This is a genomic window from Pseudomonas sp. NEEL19, assembly GCF_028751975.1.
Classification (GTDB): domain Bacteria; phylum Pseudomonadota; class Gammaproteobacteria; order Pseudomonadales; family Pseudomonadaceae; genus Aquipseudomonas; species Aquipseudomonas juntendi.
Window position 1 is genome coordinate 1,331,252 of the sequence record NZ_CP081491.1, and the last position, 14,591, is coordinate 1,345,842.

A 14,591-nucleotide genomic window follows, 5' to 3' on the forward strand; every position below is an offset into this window, starting at 1 on the left:
GCCATGCCCGACGTACCTCCTTTACACCTGAGCGCGATCGACAGCCACGCCCACGTTTTCAGCCGTGGGCTGGCGCTGGCCAGTGAGCGGCGCTATGCCCCTGATTACGATGCGCCGCTGGGCGACTACCTGGGCCAGCTGCTGGCCCATGGTTTCAGCCATGGCGTGCTGGTGCAGCCGAGTTTCCTCGGCACCGACAACCGCTACCTGCTCAGCGCCCTGCAGGCGGTGCCGCAGCAACTGCGCGGGGTGGTGATGCTGGCGCCCGATGTCGAGCCACACACCCTTGCCGACATGGCCCGGTCAGGCGTGCGTGGTGTGCGCCTGAACCTGATGGGTCAGACCCTGCCGGACCTGACCAGTGGCCGCTGGCCACCGCTGCTCGAACGTATTGGCGAACAAGGCTGGCACCTGGAACTGCACCGGCAGGTGGCGGACATACCGGCACTGGTCCGCGCGCTGCAGCCCTATGGCCTGAACATCGTCATCGACCATTTCGGCCGCCCCGATGCCCGCCGTGGGCTGGGCCAGCCCGGGTTCGCCGAACTGTTGACCCTGGGCGGGCAGGGCAAGGTTTGGGTGAAGGTGTCGGGGATCTACCGGCTGGCGGGGGCGCCGGACGAGAATCTGGCCTTCGCGCGCTCGGCACTGTGCGCGCTGGAAGCGCACTACGGCGCCGAGCGTTTGATGTGGGGCAGTGATTGGCCGCATACCCAGCATGAGTCGGCGATCAGTTTTGCCACTGCAGTGCAGCAGTTCGAGGCCTTGGGTTGCTCGGCCCAGCTGCGCCAGGCCCTGCTGGTGGATACCGCGCGGGCTTTGTTCGGTTTCGAATGAGCGCCTGCCGGGCGCGATCGACCCGCTGAGCGTGGCGGGTTCTGCCCCTGCGCTTGCCAGCCGCTGCATTTCCCATGCAGATTTGTGGCCTGGTGCGCCCGGCGCGCCTCCAATTGAAAAGCCATCAGGACCAAGGACGATGAGTCATTCCTCGCAATTCACCTTGCTCGGCAAGCGGCGCTTCCTGCCGTTTTTCATCACTCAGTCGCTGGGTGCCTTCAACGACAACCTGTTCAAGCAGTCGCTGATCCTGGCGATCCTGTTCAAGCTCAGCCTGGGCGAGGGTGACCGGTCGATCTGGGTCAACCTGTGTGCCTTGCTGTTCATTCTGCCGTTTTTCCTGTTTTCGGCGTTGGGTGGGCAGTTTGGCGAAAAATTTGCCAAGGACGCGCTGATCCGCGCCATCAAGCTGGCCGAGATCGCGATCATGGCGGTCGGCGCGCTGGGCTTCATCACCAACCACCTGGCGCTGATGCTGGTGGCGCTGTTCGGCATGGGCACGCATTCGGCGCTGTTCGGCCCGGTGAAGTATTCCATCCTGCCCCAGGCCCTGCGTGAAGAAGAGCTGGTCGGTGGCAACGGGCTGGTCGAAACCGGCACCTTCCTTGCCATCCTGGCAGGCACCATCGGCGCCGGGGTGATGATGTCGGCCGACAGCTACGCCACCGTGGTGGCCGGGGGGGGGGTCGGCACTGCGGTGCTGGGCTACCTGGCCAGCCGCTGGATCCCGCGGGCAGCCGCGGCCTCGCCGAACATGCCGCTGGACTGGAATATCTTCAAGCAATCCTGGGTGATCCTGCGCATGGGCCTGGGCCAGCCGCCGGCAGTGTCGCGGTCGATCGTCGGCAACTCGTGGTTCTGGTTTGTCGGTGCCATCTACCTTACGCAGATTCCGGCCTACGCCAAGGACTGGCTGCACGGTGACGGCACCGTGGTAACGCTGGTGCTGACGCTGTTCTCGGTGGGTATCGCGCTGGGCTCGCTGCTGTGCGAACGGCTCAGCGGGCGCAAGGTGGAAATCGGCCTGGTACCATTCGGCTCGTTCGGCCTGACCCTGTTCGGGTTGTTGTGGTGGTGGCACTCTGGCGATGTGCCAGCGGCCGCTGCTCCGCATGACTGGCTGGCGCTGCTGGGCATGAGCCAGGCCTGGTGGATCCTGCTGTCGATCATGGGCCTGGGGGTGTTCGGCGGCTTCTATATCGTGCCGCTGTATGCCTTGATCCAGGCCCGCACTGGCGAAGACCAGCGCGCCCGGGTAATCGCGGCCAACAACATCCTCAATGCCCTGTTCATGGTGGTGTCGGCACTGCTCACCATCCTCCTGCTGGGCCTGGCCAAGCTAAGCATCCCCCAGCTGTTCCTGGTGGTGTCGCTGCTCAATATCGCGGTCAACGCCTACATTTTCAGGATCGTGCCCGAGTTCACCATGCGCTTCTTGATCTGGCTGCTCAGCCATTCGATGTACCGCGTGCAGCACCGTGACCTCCAGCGCATTCCCGACCAGGGTGCTGCGTTGCTGGTGTGCAACCATGTCTCGTTCGTCGACGCGCTGCTGTTGGGTGGGGCGATCCGCCGGCCGATCCGCTTTGTCATGTACTACAAGATCTACAACCTGCCGGTGCTCAACTTCGTTTTCCGTACCGCAGGGGCCATCCCGATTGCCGGGCGCAATGAAGACCAGGCCACGTACGAGCGGGCCTTCGCGCGCATTGCCGCGTACCTGGCCGACGGCGAACTGGTGTGCATCTTCCCGGAGGGCAAACTGACCGGTGATGGTGAAATCGATGTGTTCAAGGGGGGCGTCAAGCGCATCCTCGAAGAAACCCCGGTGCCGGTGATTCCGCTGGCCTTGCAGGGCTTGTGGGGCAGTTTCTTCAGCCGCGACCCACGCAAAGGCTTCTTCAAGCGGTTGTGGTCGCGGGTGACCATCGTGGCCGGTGCCGCCATCCCGGTGGAGGCGGCGCAGCCAGAAGCCTTGCGAGAGCAGGTCAGCCGCTTGCGCGGCAACCTGCGCTAGGGAAGAGGATCAGCTGGCGCTGACCTTCAGGCCGACCAGGCCGGTGATGATCAGCGCCACGCTAACCAGGCGTACCAGGGCCATGGATTCGCCGAACAGGATAATGCCGGCGATCACCGTGCCCACGGCACCCACCCCGGTCCAGATGGCGTAGGCAGTGCCCAGCGGCAACTCCTTCATGGCCAGGCCCAGAAGGCCGAGGCTGATAGCCATGGCGGCAACGGTGAGTACGGTAGGCAGTGGCTTGCTGAAGCCGTCGGTGTATTTGAGGCCTACGGCCCAGCCGACCTCGAACAGGCCGGCGAAGAACAGGATGATCCAGGACATGGTGCTTCTCCATCGTGGTGAATGATGGGGCCGTCCCCGGAATGATCACGCGGTGCGTCGTGAGGCCGTCCTCACAGTGAGCACTATAGTGCACACCTGCAGGTTTCAGGGCAAGCCTGGCTGTCACCCTCGATGCCTGGCCGGTTCCACCCCTTCAGCCTGCTCCCCGGGCTCACCCATGCGCCGGAACCAGGTCGACAGCAGAGCCCCGGAAATATTGTGCCAAACGCTGAACAATGCACTGGGCACCGCTGCCAGGGGCGAAAAATGCGCCGCTGCCAATGCCGCCCCCAGCCCCGAGTTCTGCATGCCCACCTCCAGCGCCAGTGACTTGCGCTGGGCCAGTGGCAGTTTGCACAGCCTGCCGGTCAGGTACCCCAACAAGTAGCCAAAGCTGTTGTGCAGCACTACCACTGCCATGATCAGCAGCCCCGATTCGGCAATTTTTGCCTGGCTGGCCGCCACCACTGCACACACGATCATCACGATGCTCACCACCGACACCAGCGGTAGCACTTGCACAGCCGCCTGCACGCGGGCACCGAGCAAACGCTGGGCGATAACGCCCAGCACGATCGGCAGCATCACCAGTTGCAGGATCGACCAGAACATGTCCATGAAGGACACCGGCAGCCACGCCGAGGCCAGGAACCAGATCAGGGCAGGGGTCAGCAGTGGCGCCAGCAGGGTCGTGACGGCAGCAATTGCCACGGCCAGGGCCAGGTCGCCCCGCGACAGCCAGACCATCACGTTGGAGGCCGTGCCACTGGGGCAACAGCCAACCAGGATCACACCCACGGCAATTTCCGGCGGCAGCTGGAACAGCTGGCACAGCAGCCAGGCCATGCCCGGCATGATCACGAAGTGCGCAACCACCCCCAGCATCACCCGCCAGGGCTGGCGGGCGAGGGCGGCGAAGTCGTCGAGCTTGAGGGTGAGGCCCATGCCGAACATCACCAGCCCCAGCAGCGGCACGATGGCTACCTTCAAGGCGATGAACCATTGCGGTTGCAGGAAAGCCAGCAGGGCGAACACCAGCACCCACAGGGCGAAGGTGTTGCCGACAAAGCGGCTGAGGGTGGCGAGGGCACGCATGGGGCAATTCCTTTTCTATTTATGGCTTCAGGCATTTCACTGGCTTCTTCGCGGGCTTGCCCGCTCCCACAGGTACATCACAGTATTCAGGCCCTGTGTTGTACCTGTGGGAGCGGGCAAGCCCGCGAAGAGGCCAGCACTGTCTCGGGATTTCTCCCAAGCCAGCACCGGCATTTCGAACAGCATCAGACCCCCTGCGGAATCTCCTCGCCACCCAGGGCCTCGAACAGCACCGGCAAGAATTCGGCAAAGGTCATCATCATCAGCTGGAAGCTGGCGTCGAACTGCTGGGCCGCCTCATCGCCACCGTCCTGTTCGGCCTGCTCCTGCAGCAGCTCTTCGAACTTCAGGCGCTTGATGACCATCTTGTCGTCGAGGATGAACGACAGCTTGTCCTGCCAGGCCAGGGCCAGTTGGGTAACCACCTTGCCGGTGCTCAGGTGCAGCTGGATTTCTTCGCCGGTCAGGTCCTGGCGTTTGCAGCGCACGATGCCACCGTCTTCGGCGGTGTCGCGCAGTTCGCACTCGTCCAGCACGTAGAAGCCTTCAGCAGCCTGTTGCGACTTGACCCAGTCGGTCATGGTGGCAACCGGTGCGATTTTTACCGTGGCTGGGCGCACTGGCAGCGAGCCCATCACTTCACGCAGGGTCGACAGCAGGTCTTCGGCACGCTTGGCGCTGGCCGAGTTGACCAGGATCACACCCTGACGCGGGGCAATGGCAGCGAAAATCATCGAGCGGCGGATGAACGCGCGCGGCAGGAAGGCCTGAATGATCTCATCCTTAATCTGGTCGCGTTCCTTCTTGTAGACCTTGCGCATCTGCTCGGTCTCGATCTCTTCGACCTTTTCCTTCACGGCGTCATTGACCACGCTGCTTGGCAGGATGCGTTCTTCCTTGCGTGCGGCAATCAGCAGGTACTCGCCGCTGACATGCACCAAGGGCGCGTCTTCGCCTTTGCCGAACGGTGCGATGAAACCATAGGTGGACAGCTCCTGGCTGGCACAGGCGCGGGCCGGCTTGCTGGCCAGGGCGGCCTCCAGCGCTTCAGGCTCGAACGGTACTTCCTGGGTCAGGCGGTAGGTCAGCAGGTTCTTGAACCACATGCGGGGCAATCTCTCATTAATGCATAAGGCGGGCATTATTCTCCGAGCAGTGCTCCCAGGCCAACCCTGTCAGAGGGCCAGCAGTGGTTAATGGCGCAAGAAAACGCCTGGCAACGTTAGGTCTTTGAAAGGCCTGAGGTTTTTTTTGAAGAAAGTTTAAAAAGTGCTTGCCAGGGTGCAGGGGCGTACGTAGAATGCGCGCCACACCGAGAGACATGGGTGATTAGCTCAGCCGGGAGAGCATCTGCCTTACAAGCAGAGGGTCGGCGGTTCGATCCCGTCATCACCCACCACTCGATGTATAGCGCAGCGGTAGTTCAGTCGGTTAGAATACCGGCCTGTCACGCCGGGGGTCGCGGGTTCGAGTCCCGTCCGCTGCGCCATATTCAACTTCCAGGGCCCACTGAACACCCGGAAGTTACAAAGAAAGCGACCTTAGGGTCGCTTTTTTTTTGCCTGAAATTCTGTGCCTGATTTAAATGCGCAAAAACTTCGATAAGGGCTTGCCAGAGCGAAAAGTCGCCCGTAGAATGCGCGCCACACCGAGAGACATGGGTGATTAGCTCAGCCGGGAGAGCATCTGCCTTACAAGCAGAGGGTCGGCGGTTCGATCCCGTCATCACCCACCACTCGATGTATAGCGCAGCGGTAGTTCAGTCGGTTAGAATACCGGCCTGTCACGCCGGGGGTCGCGGGTTCGAGTCCCGTCCGCTGCGCCATATTCAACTTCCAGGGCCCACTGAACACCCGGAAGTTACAAAGAAAGCGACCCTAGGGTCGCTTTTTTTGTGCCTGTATGCTTCAAGAGCCCGCAGAGCGCTTCAGTTTCAGCCCCGGCGTTCTTCTTCACGCAACGTCAGCACTTCGAAACCGTCGTCCGTCACCGCCACCGTGTGCTCCCACTGCGCCGACAAGCTGTGGTCGCGGGTAACCACCGTCCAGCCATCTTTCAGTTCGCGCGTGCCGCGCCCACCCTGGTTGATCATCGGTTCGATGGTGAACACCATGCCTGGCTTGAGCTTCATGCCCATGCCGCGCTGGCCCACGTGCAACACCTCCGGTGCTTCATGCATCTGCTGGCCGATACCATGCCCACAGTATTCGCGCACCACGCTGTAGCCCGCGGCCTCGGCATGGGCCTGCACGGCGTGGCCGATGTCACCCAGCGTGGCCCCAGGGCGCACCTGCTCGATGCCTTTCCACAGCGCTGCATAGGTGGTGTCGACCAGGCGGCGGGCCTCGTCGCTGATCGTGCCAATGCAGTACATCTTCGAGGCGTCGGCGATGTAGCCGCCCTGTTCCAGGGTAATGTCGACGTTGACGATCGAGCCTTCCTCAAGCACCTCGTCGGCCCTGGGTATGCCATGGCAGACCACATGGTCCACCGAGGTATTGAGCGAGTAGGGGAACCCGTACTGGCCCTTGCTCGCAGGCCGGGCCTTGAGCGTTTCGACAATGTAGGCTTCGGCGCGGTCGTTGATTTGCAGGGTCGTCACGCCGGGGCGGATGAAGTTGTCGAGGTCAGCGAATACCTGGGCCAGCAACTGGCCGGCCCGGCGCATCAGCTCGAGTTGGGCGGGGGTCTTGAGGATCACCTGGGGCATGGGGAAAGGGAGGTTGCTCATGCTGGAATTTGCCCCAGCATAGCGCCAGCGGGTGTGAAGTTGCCACCGCATGGTGCGCAGGGTGCGCACGGTACGCCAGAGCGCGGGCGTGGTAGAAGCGTCTGCTCTAGCTGGCCCACTAATTGCTGGCTACCTCCCATCCCGGGCCATCAACGTCGACAGCCCGCACATTCTCACGACAAAGGCGCCGTGTTGCCCCCGCTTGCTGCTGCAGGCCGGGGCAGCCGGCGCCTTTTTGCGTTTCCACAGGAGCCCGCCCATGGTCAATAACGAAGTGCGCAGCGTATGCCCGTATTGCGGGGTTGGTTGCGGCATCGTCATGAGCGTTGCCGATGGCAAGGTCGGCAAGATCAGCGGCGACAAGCAGCACCCCAGCAACTACGGCCGGCTGTGCACCAAGGGCCTTACCGCCCACTTGCCGCTGACGGCGGCCGGGCGCATGGAAGACGCCTACCTGCGCCAGCAACGCAACCAGCCGCCAGTGCGCGCCAACATGGACCAGGCAATTGCCGAGAGTGCTAAGCGCCTGCGTGGCATCATCGACCAGCATGGGCCAGACGCCGTAGCGCTCTACGTGTCCGGGCAAATGTCGCTGGAGGCCCAGTACCTGGCCAACAAGCTGGCCAAGGGGTTCATTCGCACCCGCCACATCGAGTCCAATTCGCGCTTGTGCATGGCCAGTGCCGGCAGCGGCTACAAGCTGTCGCTAGGCGCCGACGGCCCGCCTGGCAGCTACGAGGATTTCGAGCACGCCGATGTGTTTCTGGTGATCGGTTCGAACATGGCTGACTGCCACCCGATCCTGTTCCTGCGCCTGCTCGACCGGGTCAAGGCGGGGGCCAAACTGATCGTCGTCGATCCCCGGCGCAACGCCACGGCGGACAAGGCCGACCTGTTCCTGCAGCTGCGCCCCGGCAGCGACATGGCCTTGCTCAATGGCCTGCTGCACCTGCTGCATCGCAATGGCCACACCCAACCGGACTTTATCGCCCGCCATACCGAAGGCTGGGACGACATGCCCGCCTTGCTCGATGACTACAGCCCCGAACGGGTGGCCGCCATCACCGGGCTGGCCGAGGCCGACATCGTCAAGGCCGCCGAATGGATCGGCAGCGCCGGCAACTGGATGAGCTGCTGGACCATGGGGCTGAACCAGAGCATTCATGGCACCTGGCACAGCAATGCCATCTGCAACCTGCACCTGGCCACCGGTGCCATTTGCCGCCCTGGCAGCGGGCCGTTCTCGTTGACCGGCCAGCCCAATGCCATGGGCGGCCGCGAAATGGGCTACATGGGGCCCGGCTTGCCCGGCCAGCGCTCGGCGCTGGTGGCGGCCGACCGTGCCTTCGTCGAACAGCAGTGGCAACTGCCACCCGGTAGCCTGCGCAGCGAAGCCGGCGAGGGAACGGTGGCCCTGTTCGAGCAACTCAAGGCCGGCGAGGTGAAAGCCTGTTGGATCATCTGCAGCAACCCGGTTGCCAGTGTCGCCAACCGCCAGCAGGTGCTCGACGGCTTGCGCCAGGCCGACCTGGTGATCGCCCAGGACGCCTTCCTCGACACCGAAACCAACCGTTACGCCGATATCCTGCTGCCTGCTGCGCTGTGGGCCGAAGGCGAGGGCGTGATGATCAACAGCGAACGCAACCTGACCCTGATGCCCCGCGCTGTCGAGCCGCCCGGGCAAAGTCTGCCGGACTGGCAGATCATCGCCCGTGTGGCCTGCGCGATGGGCTATGGCGAGGCCTTCGACTACCCGAACGCCGAGGCGGTGTATGAGGAAATTCGCCGCTTTCACAACCCGGCCACCGGCTATGACCTGCGTGGCATCAGCTATGCCGACCTGCGTCAGCAACCCCGGCAGTGGCCCAGCGCCCCGGGGCGCGAGCAGTACCGCAGCCCGCTGCGTTACCTGAACGATGGCAGCAGCCAGGCGCTGCTGCTCGATGACCAAGGGCAGCGGCCGGCCATCGCCTTCCCCACGGCCAGTGGCAAGGCACGCTTCTTCGCCCGGCCCTGGTTGCCCGCCGCTGAGTTGCCGGATCACGCCTACCCCCTGGTGCTCAACACCGGCCGCGTGCAGCACCACTGGCATACCCTGACCAAGACCGGCAAGGTACCGGCGCTGAACAAGCTGGAGCCCGGCCCGTTCGTTGAAATCCACCCGGAAGATGCCGCCCGTTTGGGCATTGCCGAGAAAGACCAGGTGGCCGTTCGCTCGCGGCGTGGGCAGGCCGTGCTCCCGGCGCGTATCAGCGACCGGGTCATGCCGGGCAACTGCTTTGCGCCGTTTCACTGGAACGACCTGGTCGGTGAGCAGCTGGCCATCAATGCCGTGACCTGCGATGCGCTCGACCCTCTGTCGTTGCAGCCCGCATTCAAGCACTGCGCCGTGGCCCTGCAGCGGGTTGCCGGCGAGCGTATCGATGCCCTTGAACTGCACACCTCCGTTGCCGAGCCTGCCAGCATGCCTACCGCCACCTTGTCCCGCCTGCTAGGCCTGGACACCTTGCCCGCCCCGGTGCTGGCCGACGACGAGCGCCACTATCTGCAAGGTTTTCTGCTGGGGCTGGCCCAGGCGCGCGCCGACGCTGTGCCCAGCCTGCCGGCCAGTGCGCCGCTGCCGGCCAGCCGGCGTATGTTCGTTGACGGCTTGCTGGCCGGGCTGTTCGCGACCCCTGCCCAGGCACCGGCCGCGGCGCCAGCCCAGCCGCTGCACCAGGTGGTATGGGCTTCGCAGACCGGCAACTGCGAACTGCTGGCCGAGCGCTGCGCCGAACGCCTGCGCGGCGCAGGCTTGCAGGTGCAGCTCAGTTGCATGCAGGCGACCCGCCCCAGACAGCTGCGCGGCGCTGCCAGCGTGGTGTTCATTACCAGCACGTTCGGTGATGGCGAGGCCCCCGACAGTGCCGCGAACTTCTGGCAGGCGTTGCAGGGTGAGGAGGGCGGCCACTGTGCTGAGCTGCCGTATGCCGTGCTGGCCTTGGGCGACTCCAGTTATGAGCAGTTCTGTGGTTTTGGCCGCAAGCTGGACCAGCGGCTGGCCGAGCTGGGCGGCCGGCGCCTGCTGCAACGGGTGGACTGCGAGCCCGACTTCGACGAAGTGTTTGCCGGCTGGCTGGAGGCGCTGCTGCCAAGCCTGGGCAGCACCGCCGCGGCACAGCCGGCCGGCGCAGCGGTACCCGTGGCGGCTTACACCAAGCAGCGGCCCTGGGCGGCCACCCTGCTGGAAAACCGCCTGCTCAACGGCCCCGGTGCCAGCAAGGAAACCCGCCAGTTGGTCTTCGACCTCAGTGGCAGCGGTTTCACCTACGCCGCCGGCGACGCCCTGGGGGTATGGCCACGCAATTGTCCGGCGCTGGTCGCAGAACTGCTGGCGCTGATGCAACTCGACGGCCAGGCGCTGGTGGAATTGAAGGGCCAGCCCGCCATGCCGCTGGCCGAAGCCCTGCAGGCACACCTGGAAATCGCCAAGGTCACCCCACAGCAACTGCAGGTGTTCGCCGCTAATGCCCCCGACCTGCAGCGCCTGCTGCAGCCTGAGTGCAAGGCCGAACTACAAGCGTGGTTGTGGGGCCGGCAACTGGTCGATGTGTTGCGCGCCTTCCCGCAGCAACTGCCACTGGCCAGTTGGCTCGCGTTGCTCAAGCCGTTGCAGCCACGGCTGTACTCGATCAGTTCCAGCCCACTGGCGCACCCGCAACAGGTGCACCTGACCGTTTCCACGGTGCGCTACGGTGATCGCAACGGTGTGTGCTCCAGCTTCCTGGCCGACCGGGCACAGGCGGTGAAGGTGGCGATTTTCCCCCAGGTGTCGAAGCACTTCCGCCTGCCTGAGGACGATGGTGTGCCGTTGATCATGGTCGGCCCTGGCACTGGCATCGCGCCGTTTCGGGCGTTCCTTGAAGAGCGTGAAGCGCGCGGCGCCAGCGGGCCGAACTGGCTGTTCTTCGGCGAGCAGCACGCTGCGAGCGACTTTTATTACCAGGCGCAATTGCAGGCCTGGCAAGCCACGGGGCACCTGCGGCTGGACACGGCGTTCTCGCGTGACCAGCCGCAAAAGATCTACGTGCAGACGCGCATGCTCGAGCACGGCGCGCAGCTGTGGCAATGGTTGCAGGCCGGGGCGTACTTCTATGTCTGCGGTGATGCCCAGCGCATGGCCAGGGATGTGGATGCGGCCTTGCGGGCGATTGTCGCCGAGCATGGCGGCATGGATGCGGCGGCGGCTGATGCCTACGTCGACGGCCTGAACCAGGCCCGGCGCTACCGGCGTGACGTGTACTGACGTGCACCGCGATGGGCTGCAGTGCACTGTGAATGTGCGCAGCCGATGCCGGGTGGCGGGCGAGCGAGCCCGCTGCTGCAAAGGCCTGGAACGCTGTGCAGGCCCGTGCAGGCGCGGGTTTGCGCGTAACGTGTCCACCCCCGGCAACGGGCTTGGCACACTCCCTGCTTAGCCCATGTAACAACAAAGCCCACTGATCAACGGCGATCAACCGGGCCCCCTACCGTGATGAATACAGGCAAAGGCGCCTGGAGCTTCGGCTCCAGGCGCTTTTTTTTTGATCGAGGATCGGCTTATGAAGGCAACAGCGAGCAGCGGGCAACGAGAGCGACTGGTCATCGTCGGCAACGGCATGGTCGGCCACCACTGTGTCGAACAACTGGTCAGCCGCGGCGCCCTGCAGCAGTTCGAGGTACGGGTGTTCGGCGAGGAGCGCCAGCGCGCCTACGACCGAGTGCACCTGTCCGAGTACTTTGGCGGTAGCTGTGCCGAAACCCTGGCCCTGTGCGAGCACGACTTCTACACCGCCAGCGGCGTGCACCTGCACCTTGGCGAAGCGGTCCTGCAGATCGATCGCGAGCGCGGCGAGGTGGTTACCGCCCAAGGCCGCTACGGCTACGACCAACTGGTCCTGGCGACCGGTTCCTACCCCTTTGTGCCGCCGATCGAGGGCTCCAGCGGTGATGCCCGCCTGGTCTACCGTACCCTCGACGACCTCGATGGCATTCGCGCTGCCGCCGCCAGCGCCCGCCGTGGCGTGGTGGTGGGGGGTGGCCTGCTGGGGCTGGAAGCGGCCAACGCCCTCAAGTCGCTCGGCCTGGAAGCCCACGTGGTGGAGTTCGCGCCACGGCTGATGCCGGTGCAGCTGGATGGCGAGGGCGGCGCAGCGCTCAAGGCACAGATCGAAGCGCTGGGCGTGGGGGTGCACCTGTCGCGTGCCACCCAGTCGATCAGCCAGGGCGACGCCTACCGTTACCGCATGAACTTCGACGGTGGCCAATACCTGGAAACCGACCTGATCGTGTTCTCCGCTGGCATTCGCCCACAAGATGCCCTTGGCCGTGCCTGCGGCCTGGACATCGCCCCACGCGGCGGGGTAGTGATCGACGAGCACTGCCGCAGCAGTGACCCGCGCATCTTTGCCATCGGTGAATGCGCATCGTGGAACGGCAGCGTGTTCGGCCTGGTCGCGCCCGGCTACAGCATGGCGCGCAACCTGGCGGCATTGCTCTGCGGCGAGGCGCCGGTGCCGTTCAGCGGTGCCGACATGTCGACCAAGCTCAAGCTGCTGGGGGTGGACGTCGGTTCGATCGGTGATGCCCACGGTGCTACGCCCGGTGCACGCAGCTACCGCTTCATCGACGAAGCCAACAGCGCCTATCGGCGGCTGGTGGTGGATGCCAGCGGCAAGCATGTGCTGGGTGCGGTGCTGGTTGGCGACAACAGCTATTACGACACCTTGCTGCAGTATGCCCAGAACGGCATTGCCCTGCCGGCCGACCCCGCCGCGCTGATCCTGCCGCAAGGCGGCGCAGCACCAGCGCTGGGTGCCGACGCCTTGCCCGACAGCGCCACCATCTGCTCCTGCCATAACGTCAGCAAGGGTGCAGTCTGTGCCGCCATCGACAGCGGTTGCAGCGACCTGGCTGCGGTCAAGGGCTGCACCAAGGCGGCAACCGGCTGTGGCGGCTGCGCGGCCTTGCTCAAGCAAGTCTTCGAGCATGAACTGACGGCCCGCGGTGTAGCGGTGGACAAGAGCCTGTGCGAGCACTTCGCCTACACCCGGCAAGAGCTGTACGGCATGGTGCGGGTGGAGGGCATCCGCACCTTCAGCGAATTGCTCGCACGTCACGGCAAGGGCCACACCGGCTGTGACATCTGCAAGCCGGCGGTGGGCAACATCCTTGCCTCCTGCTGGAACCAGCCGATCATGGACCCGGCGCTGGTGCCGCTGCAGGATACCAACGACACCTTCATGGCCAATATGCAGAAAAACGGCACCTACTCGGTGGTGCCGCGTATTCCGGGGGGTGAAATCACCCCGGACAAACTCATCGTGATTGGCCAGGTGGCCAAGAAGTACGACCTGTACACCAAGATCACCGGCGGCCAGCGCATCGACCTGTTCGGCGCCCAGCTGCACGAATTGCCGCTCATCTGGGGGGAGTTGATCGAGGCCGGTTTCGAAACAGGCCATGCCTACGGCAAATCGACCCGTACGGTGAAGTCGTGCGTGGGCAGTACCTGGTGCCGCTACGGCGTGCAGGACAGCGTGGCCATGGCCCTGCGCCTGGAAGACCGCTACAAGGGCCTGCGCAGCCCGCACAAGCTCAAGTTCGCCGTGTCTGGCTGCACCCGCGAATGTGCCGAGGCGCAGAGCAAGGACATTGGTGTGATCGCCACCGACAAGGGCTGGAACCTGTACGTGTGCGGTAACGGCGGCATGCGCCCGCGGCATGCCGAACTGTTTGCCACCGACCTGGATGACGAAACCCTGGTGCGCTTGATCGACCGTGTGCTGATGTTCTACATCCGCACCGCCGACAAGCTGCAGCGCACTTCGGTGTGGCGTGAAAACCTCGAGGGCGGGCTGGACTACCTGAAACAGGTGGTCATCGACGACAGCCTGGGCCTGGCCAGCGAACTGGAAGCGCAGATGCAGCATGTGGTCGACCAGTATCAGTGCGAATGGGCCAACGCCCTGAACGACCCTGAGAAGCTCAAGCGCTTCCGGACCTTTGTCAACGACCAGCGCGCCGACCCGGACGTGCACTTCGTGCGTGAACGCGAACAACGCCGGCCTGCCGCGCCGCTGCACCTGATCCCCACTGTCGAGGAGGTTGTCTGATGATGCTGTCCAATGCTGCTGTGAACAAACGCGAGAACTGGCAGGCCGTGTGCCGGGCGCAAGACCTGGTGGCCGACTCCGGTGTGGTGGTGTGGCTCGACGGTGCCCAGGTGGCGCTGTTCTATCTACCTGGCCAAGCCCAGGCGCTGTACGCGGTGGACAACCGCGACCCACGCTCCGGGGCCAACATCATCGGCCGCGGCTTGGTGGGGAGCGTGCAGGGTGAGCTGGTGGTGGCGGCGCCTTTGTACAAGCAGCATTTCAGCCTGCACACCGGGGAATGCCTGGAGGACAGCGGGCAGCGCTTGCGGGTGTGGCCGGTGCGGTTGAAGGGTGACGCGGTGGAACTGGCTGTGGCCTGATTCTCGTGCATTGCCAGTGCCGGCCCTTTCGCGGGCTTGCCCGCTCCTACAGGTACAGCGCAGCCCTCAGGCCCTGCGATGACTCTGTG

The 14,591-nt window shown here is 64.5% G+C and carries 9 protein-coding genes and 4 tRNA genes; 9 read left to right on the plus strand and 4 right to left on the minus strand.

Annotation, left to right across the window (positions count from 1 at the left end; translation table 11 throughout):
• The first annotated feature begins 3 nt into the window (after window positions 1–3).
• A complete protein-coding gene (locus tag K4A76_RS06030) occupies window positions 4–837 on the plus strand; it encodes an amidohydrolase family protein (protein ID WP_274411730.1) in 834 nt (277 codons plus the stop codon).
• Window positions 838–976: 139 nt separating this feature from the next.
• Window positions 977–2,854 (plus strand): MFS transporter, encoded by a 1,878-nt coding sequence (locus tag K4A76_RS06035; RefSeq protein WP_274411731.1) that lies wholly within the window; start codon window positions 977–979, stop codon window positions 2,852–2,854.
• Between the two features lie 9 nt (window positions 2,855–2,863).
• On the opposite strand, the gene sugE is transcribed toward K4A76_RS06035, so the two are convergent.
• The 3 genes from sugE to rdgC all read right to left on the minus strand — a co-directional run bounded on the left by sugE (window position 2,864) and on the right by rdgC (window position 5,382).
• A complete protein-coding gene (sugE, locus tag K4A76_RS06040) occupies window positions 2,864–3,181 on the minus strand; it encodes a quaternary ammonium compound efflux SMR transporter SugE (protein WP_009686221.1) in 318 nt (105 codons plus the stop codon).
• A gap of 123 nt (window positions 3,182–3,304) precedes the next feature.
• The gene (locus K4A76_RS06045; RefSeq protein ID WP_054890437.1) at window positions 3,305–4,276 is read right to left on the minus strand and encodes a bile acid:sodium symporter family protein; all 972 of its coding nucleotides are present in this window, start codon (window positions 4,274–4,276) and stop codon (window positions 3,305–3,307) included.
• Window positions 4,277–4,461: 185 nt separating this feature from the next.
• Window positions 4,462–5,382: a recombination-associated protein RdgC gene (gene rdgC, locus K4A76_RS06050; protein ID WP_009686222.1), complete on the minus strand. Its 921-nt coding sequence runs from the start codon at window positions 5,380–5,382 to the stop codon at window positions 4,462–4,464.
• A 217-nt stretch (window positions 5,383–5,599) separates the two neighbouring features.
• Between rdgC and K4A76_RS06055 the strand changes: the two genes are divergently transcribed.
• The 4 genes from K4A76_RS06055 to K4A76_RS06070 all read left to right on the plus strand — a co-directional run bounded on the left by K4A76_RS06055 (window position 5,600) and on the right by K4A76_RS06070 (window position 6,101).
• A tRNA-Val gene (locus tag K4A76_RS06055) sits at window positions 5,600–5,675 on the plus strand.
• A gap of 13 nt (window positions 5,676–5,688) precedes the next feature.
• Window positions 5,689–5,765, plus strand: a tRNA-Asp gene (locus K4A76_RS06060).
• Window positions 5,766–5,935: 170 nt separating this feature from the next.
• Window positions 5,936–6,011, plus strand: a tRNA-Val gene (locus K4A76_RS06065).
• Between the two features lie 13 nt (window positions 6,012–6,024).
• Window positions 6,025–6,101: transfer RNA gene (locus tag K4A76_RS06070), tRNA-Asp, on the plus strand.
• Between the two features lie 108 nt (window positions 6,102–6,209).
• Here the strand turns inward: K4A76_RS06070 and map are convergent.
• Window positions 6,210–7,007, minus strand: a complete 798-nt coding sequence (gene map, locus K4A76_RS06075; protein WP_443218414.1) for a type I methionyl aminopeptidase — start codon at window positions 7,005–7,007, stop codon at window positions 6,210–6,212.
• A 259-nt stretch (window positions 7,008–7,266) separates the two neighbouring features.
• On the opposite strand from map, the gene K4A76_RS06080 reads away from it, so the two are divergent.
• From K4A76_RS06080 to nirD, 3 genes are all read left to right on the plus strand, one after another.
• Window positions 7,267–11,292: a bifunctional nitrate reductase/sulfite reductase flavoprotein subunit alpha gene (locus K4A76_RS06080; RefSeq protein ID WP_274411732.1), complete on the plus strand. Its 4,026-nt coding sequence runs from the start codon at window positions 7,267–7,269 to the stop codon at window positions 11,290–11,292.
• Window positions 11,293–11,587: 295 nt separating this feature from the next.
• Complete coding sequence (nirB, locus tag K4A76_RS06085) at window positions 11,588–14,140, plus strand: nitrite reductase large subunit NirB (RefSeq protein ID WP_212623876.1); 2,553 nt, start codon at window positions 11,588–11,590, stop codon at window positions 14,138–14,140.
• Entirely contained in the window at window positions 14,140–14,502 is a 363-nt protein-coding gene (gene nirD, locus K4A76_RS06090; protein ID WP_054890372.1) for a nitrite reductase small subunit NirD, read from the plus strand. Before nirB ends, nirD begins: the two co-directional genes overlap by 1 nt.
• Window positions 14,503–14,591: the final 89 nt, after the last annotated feature.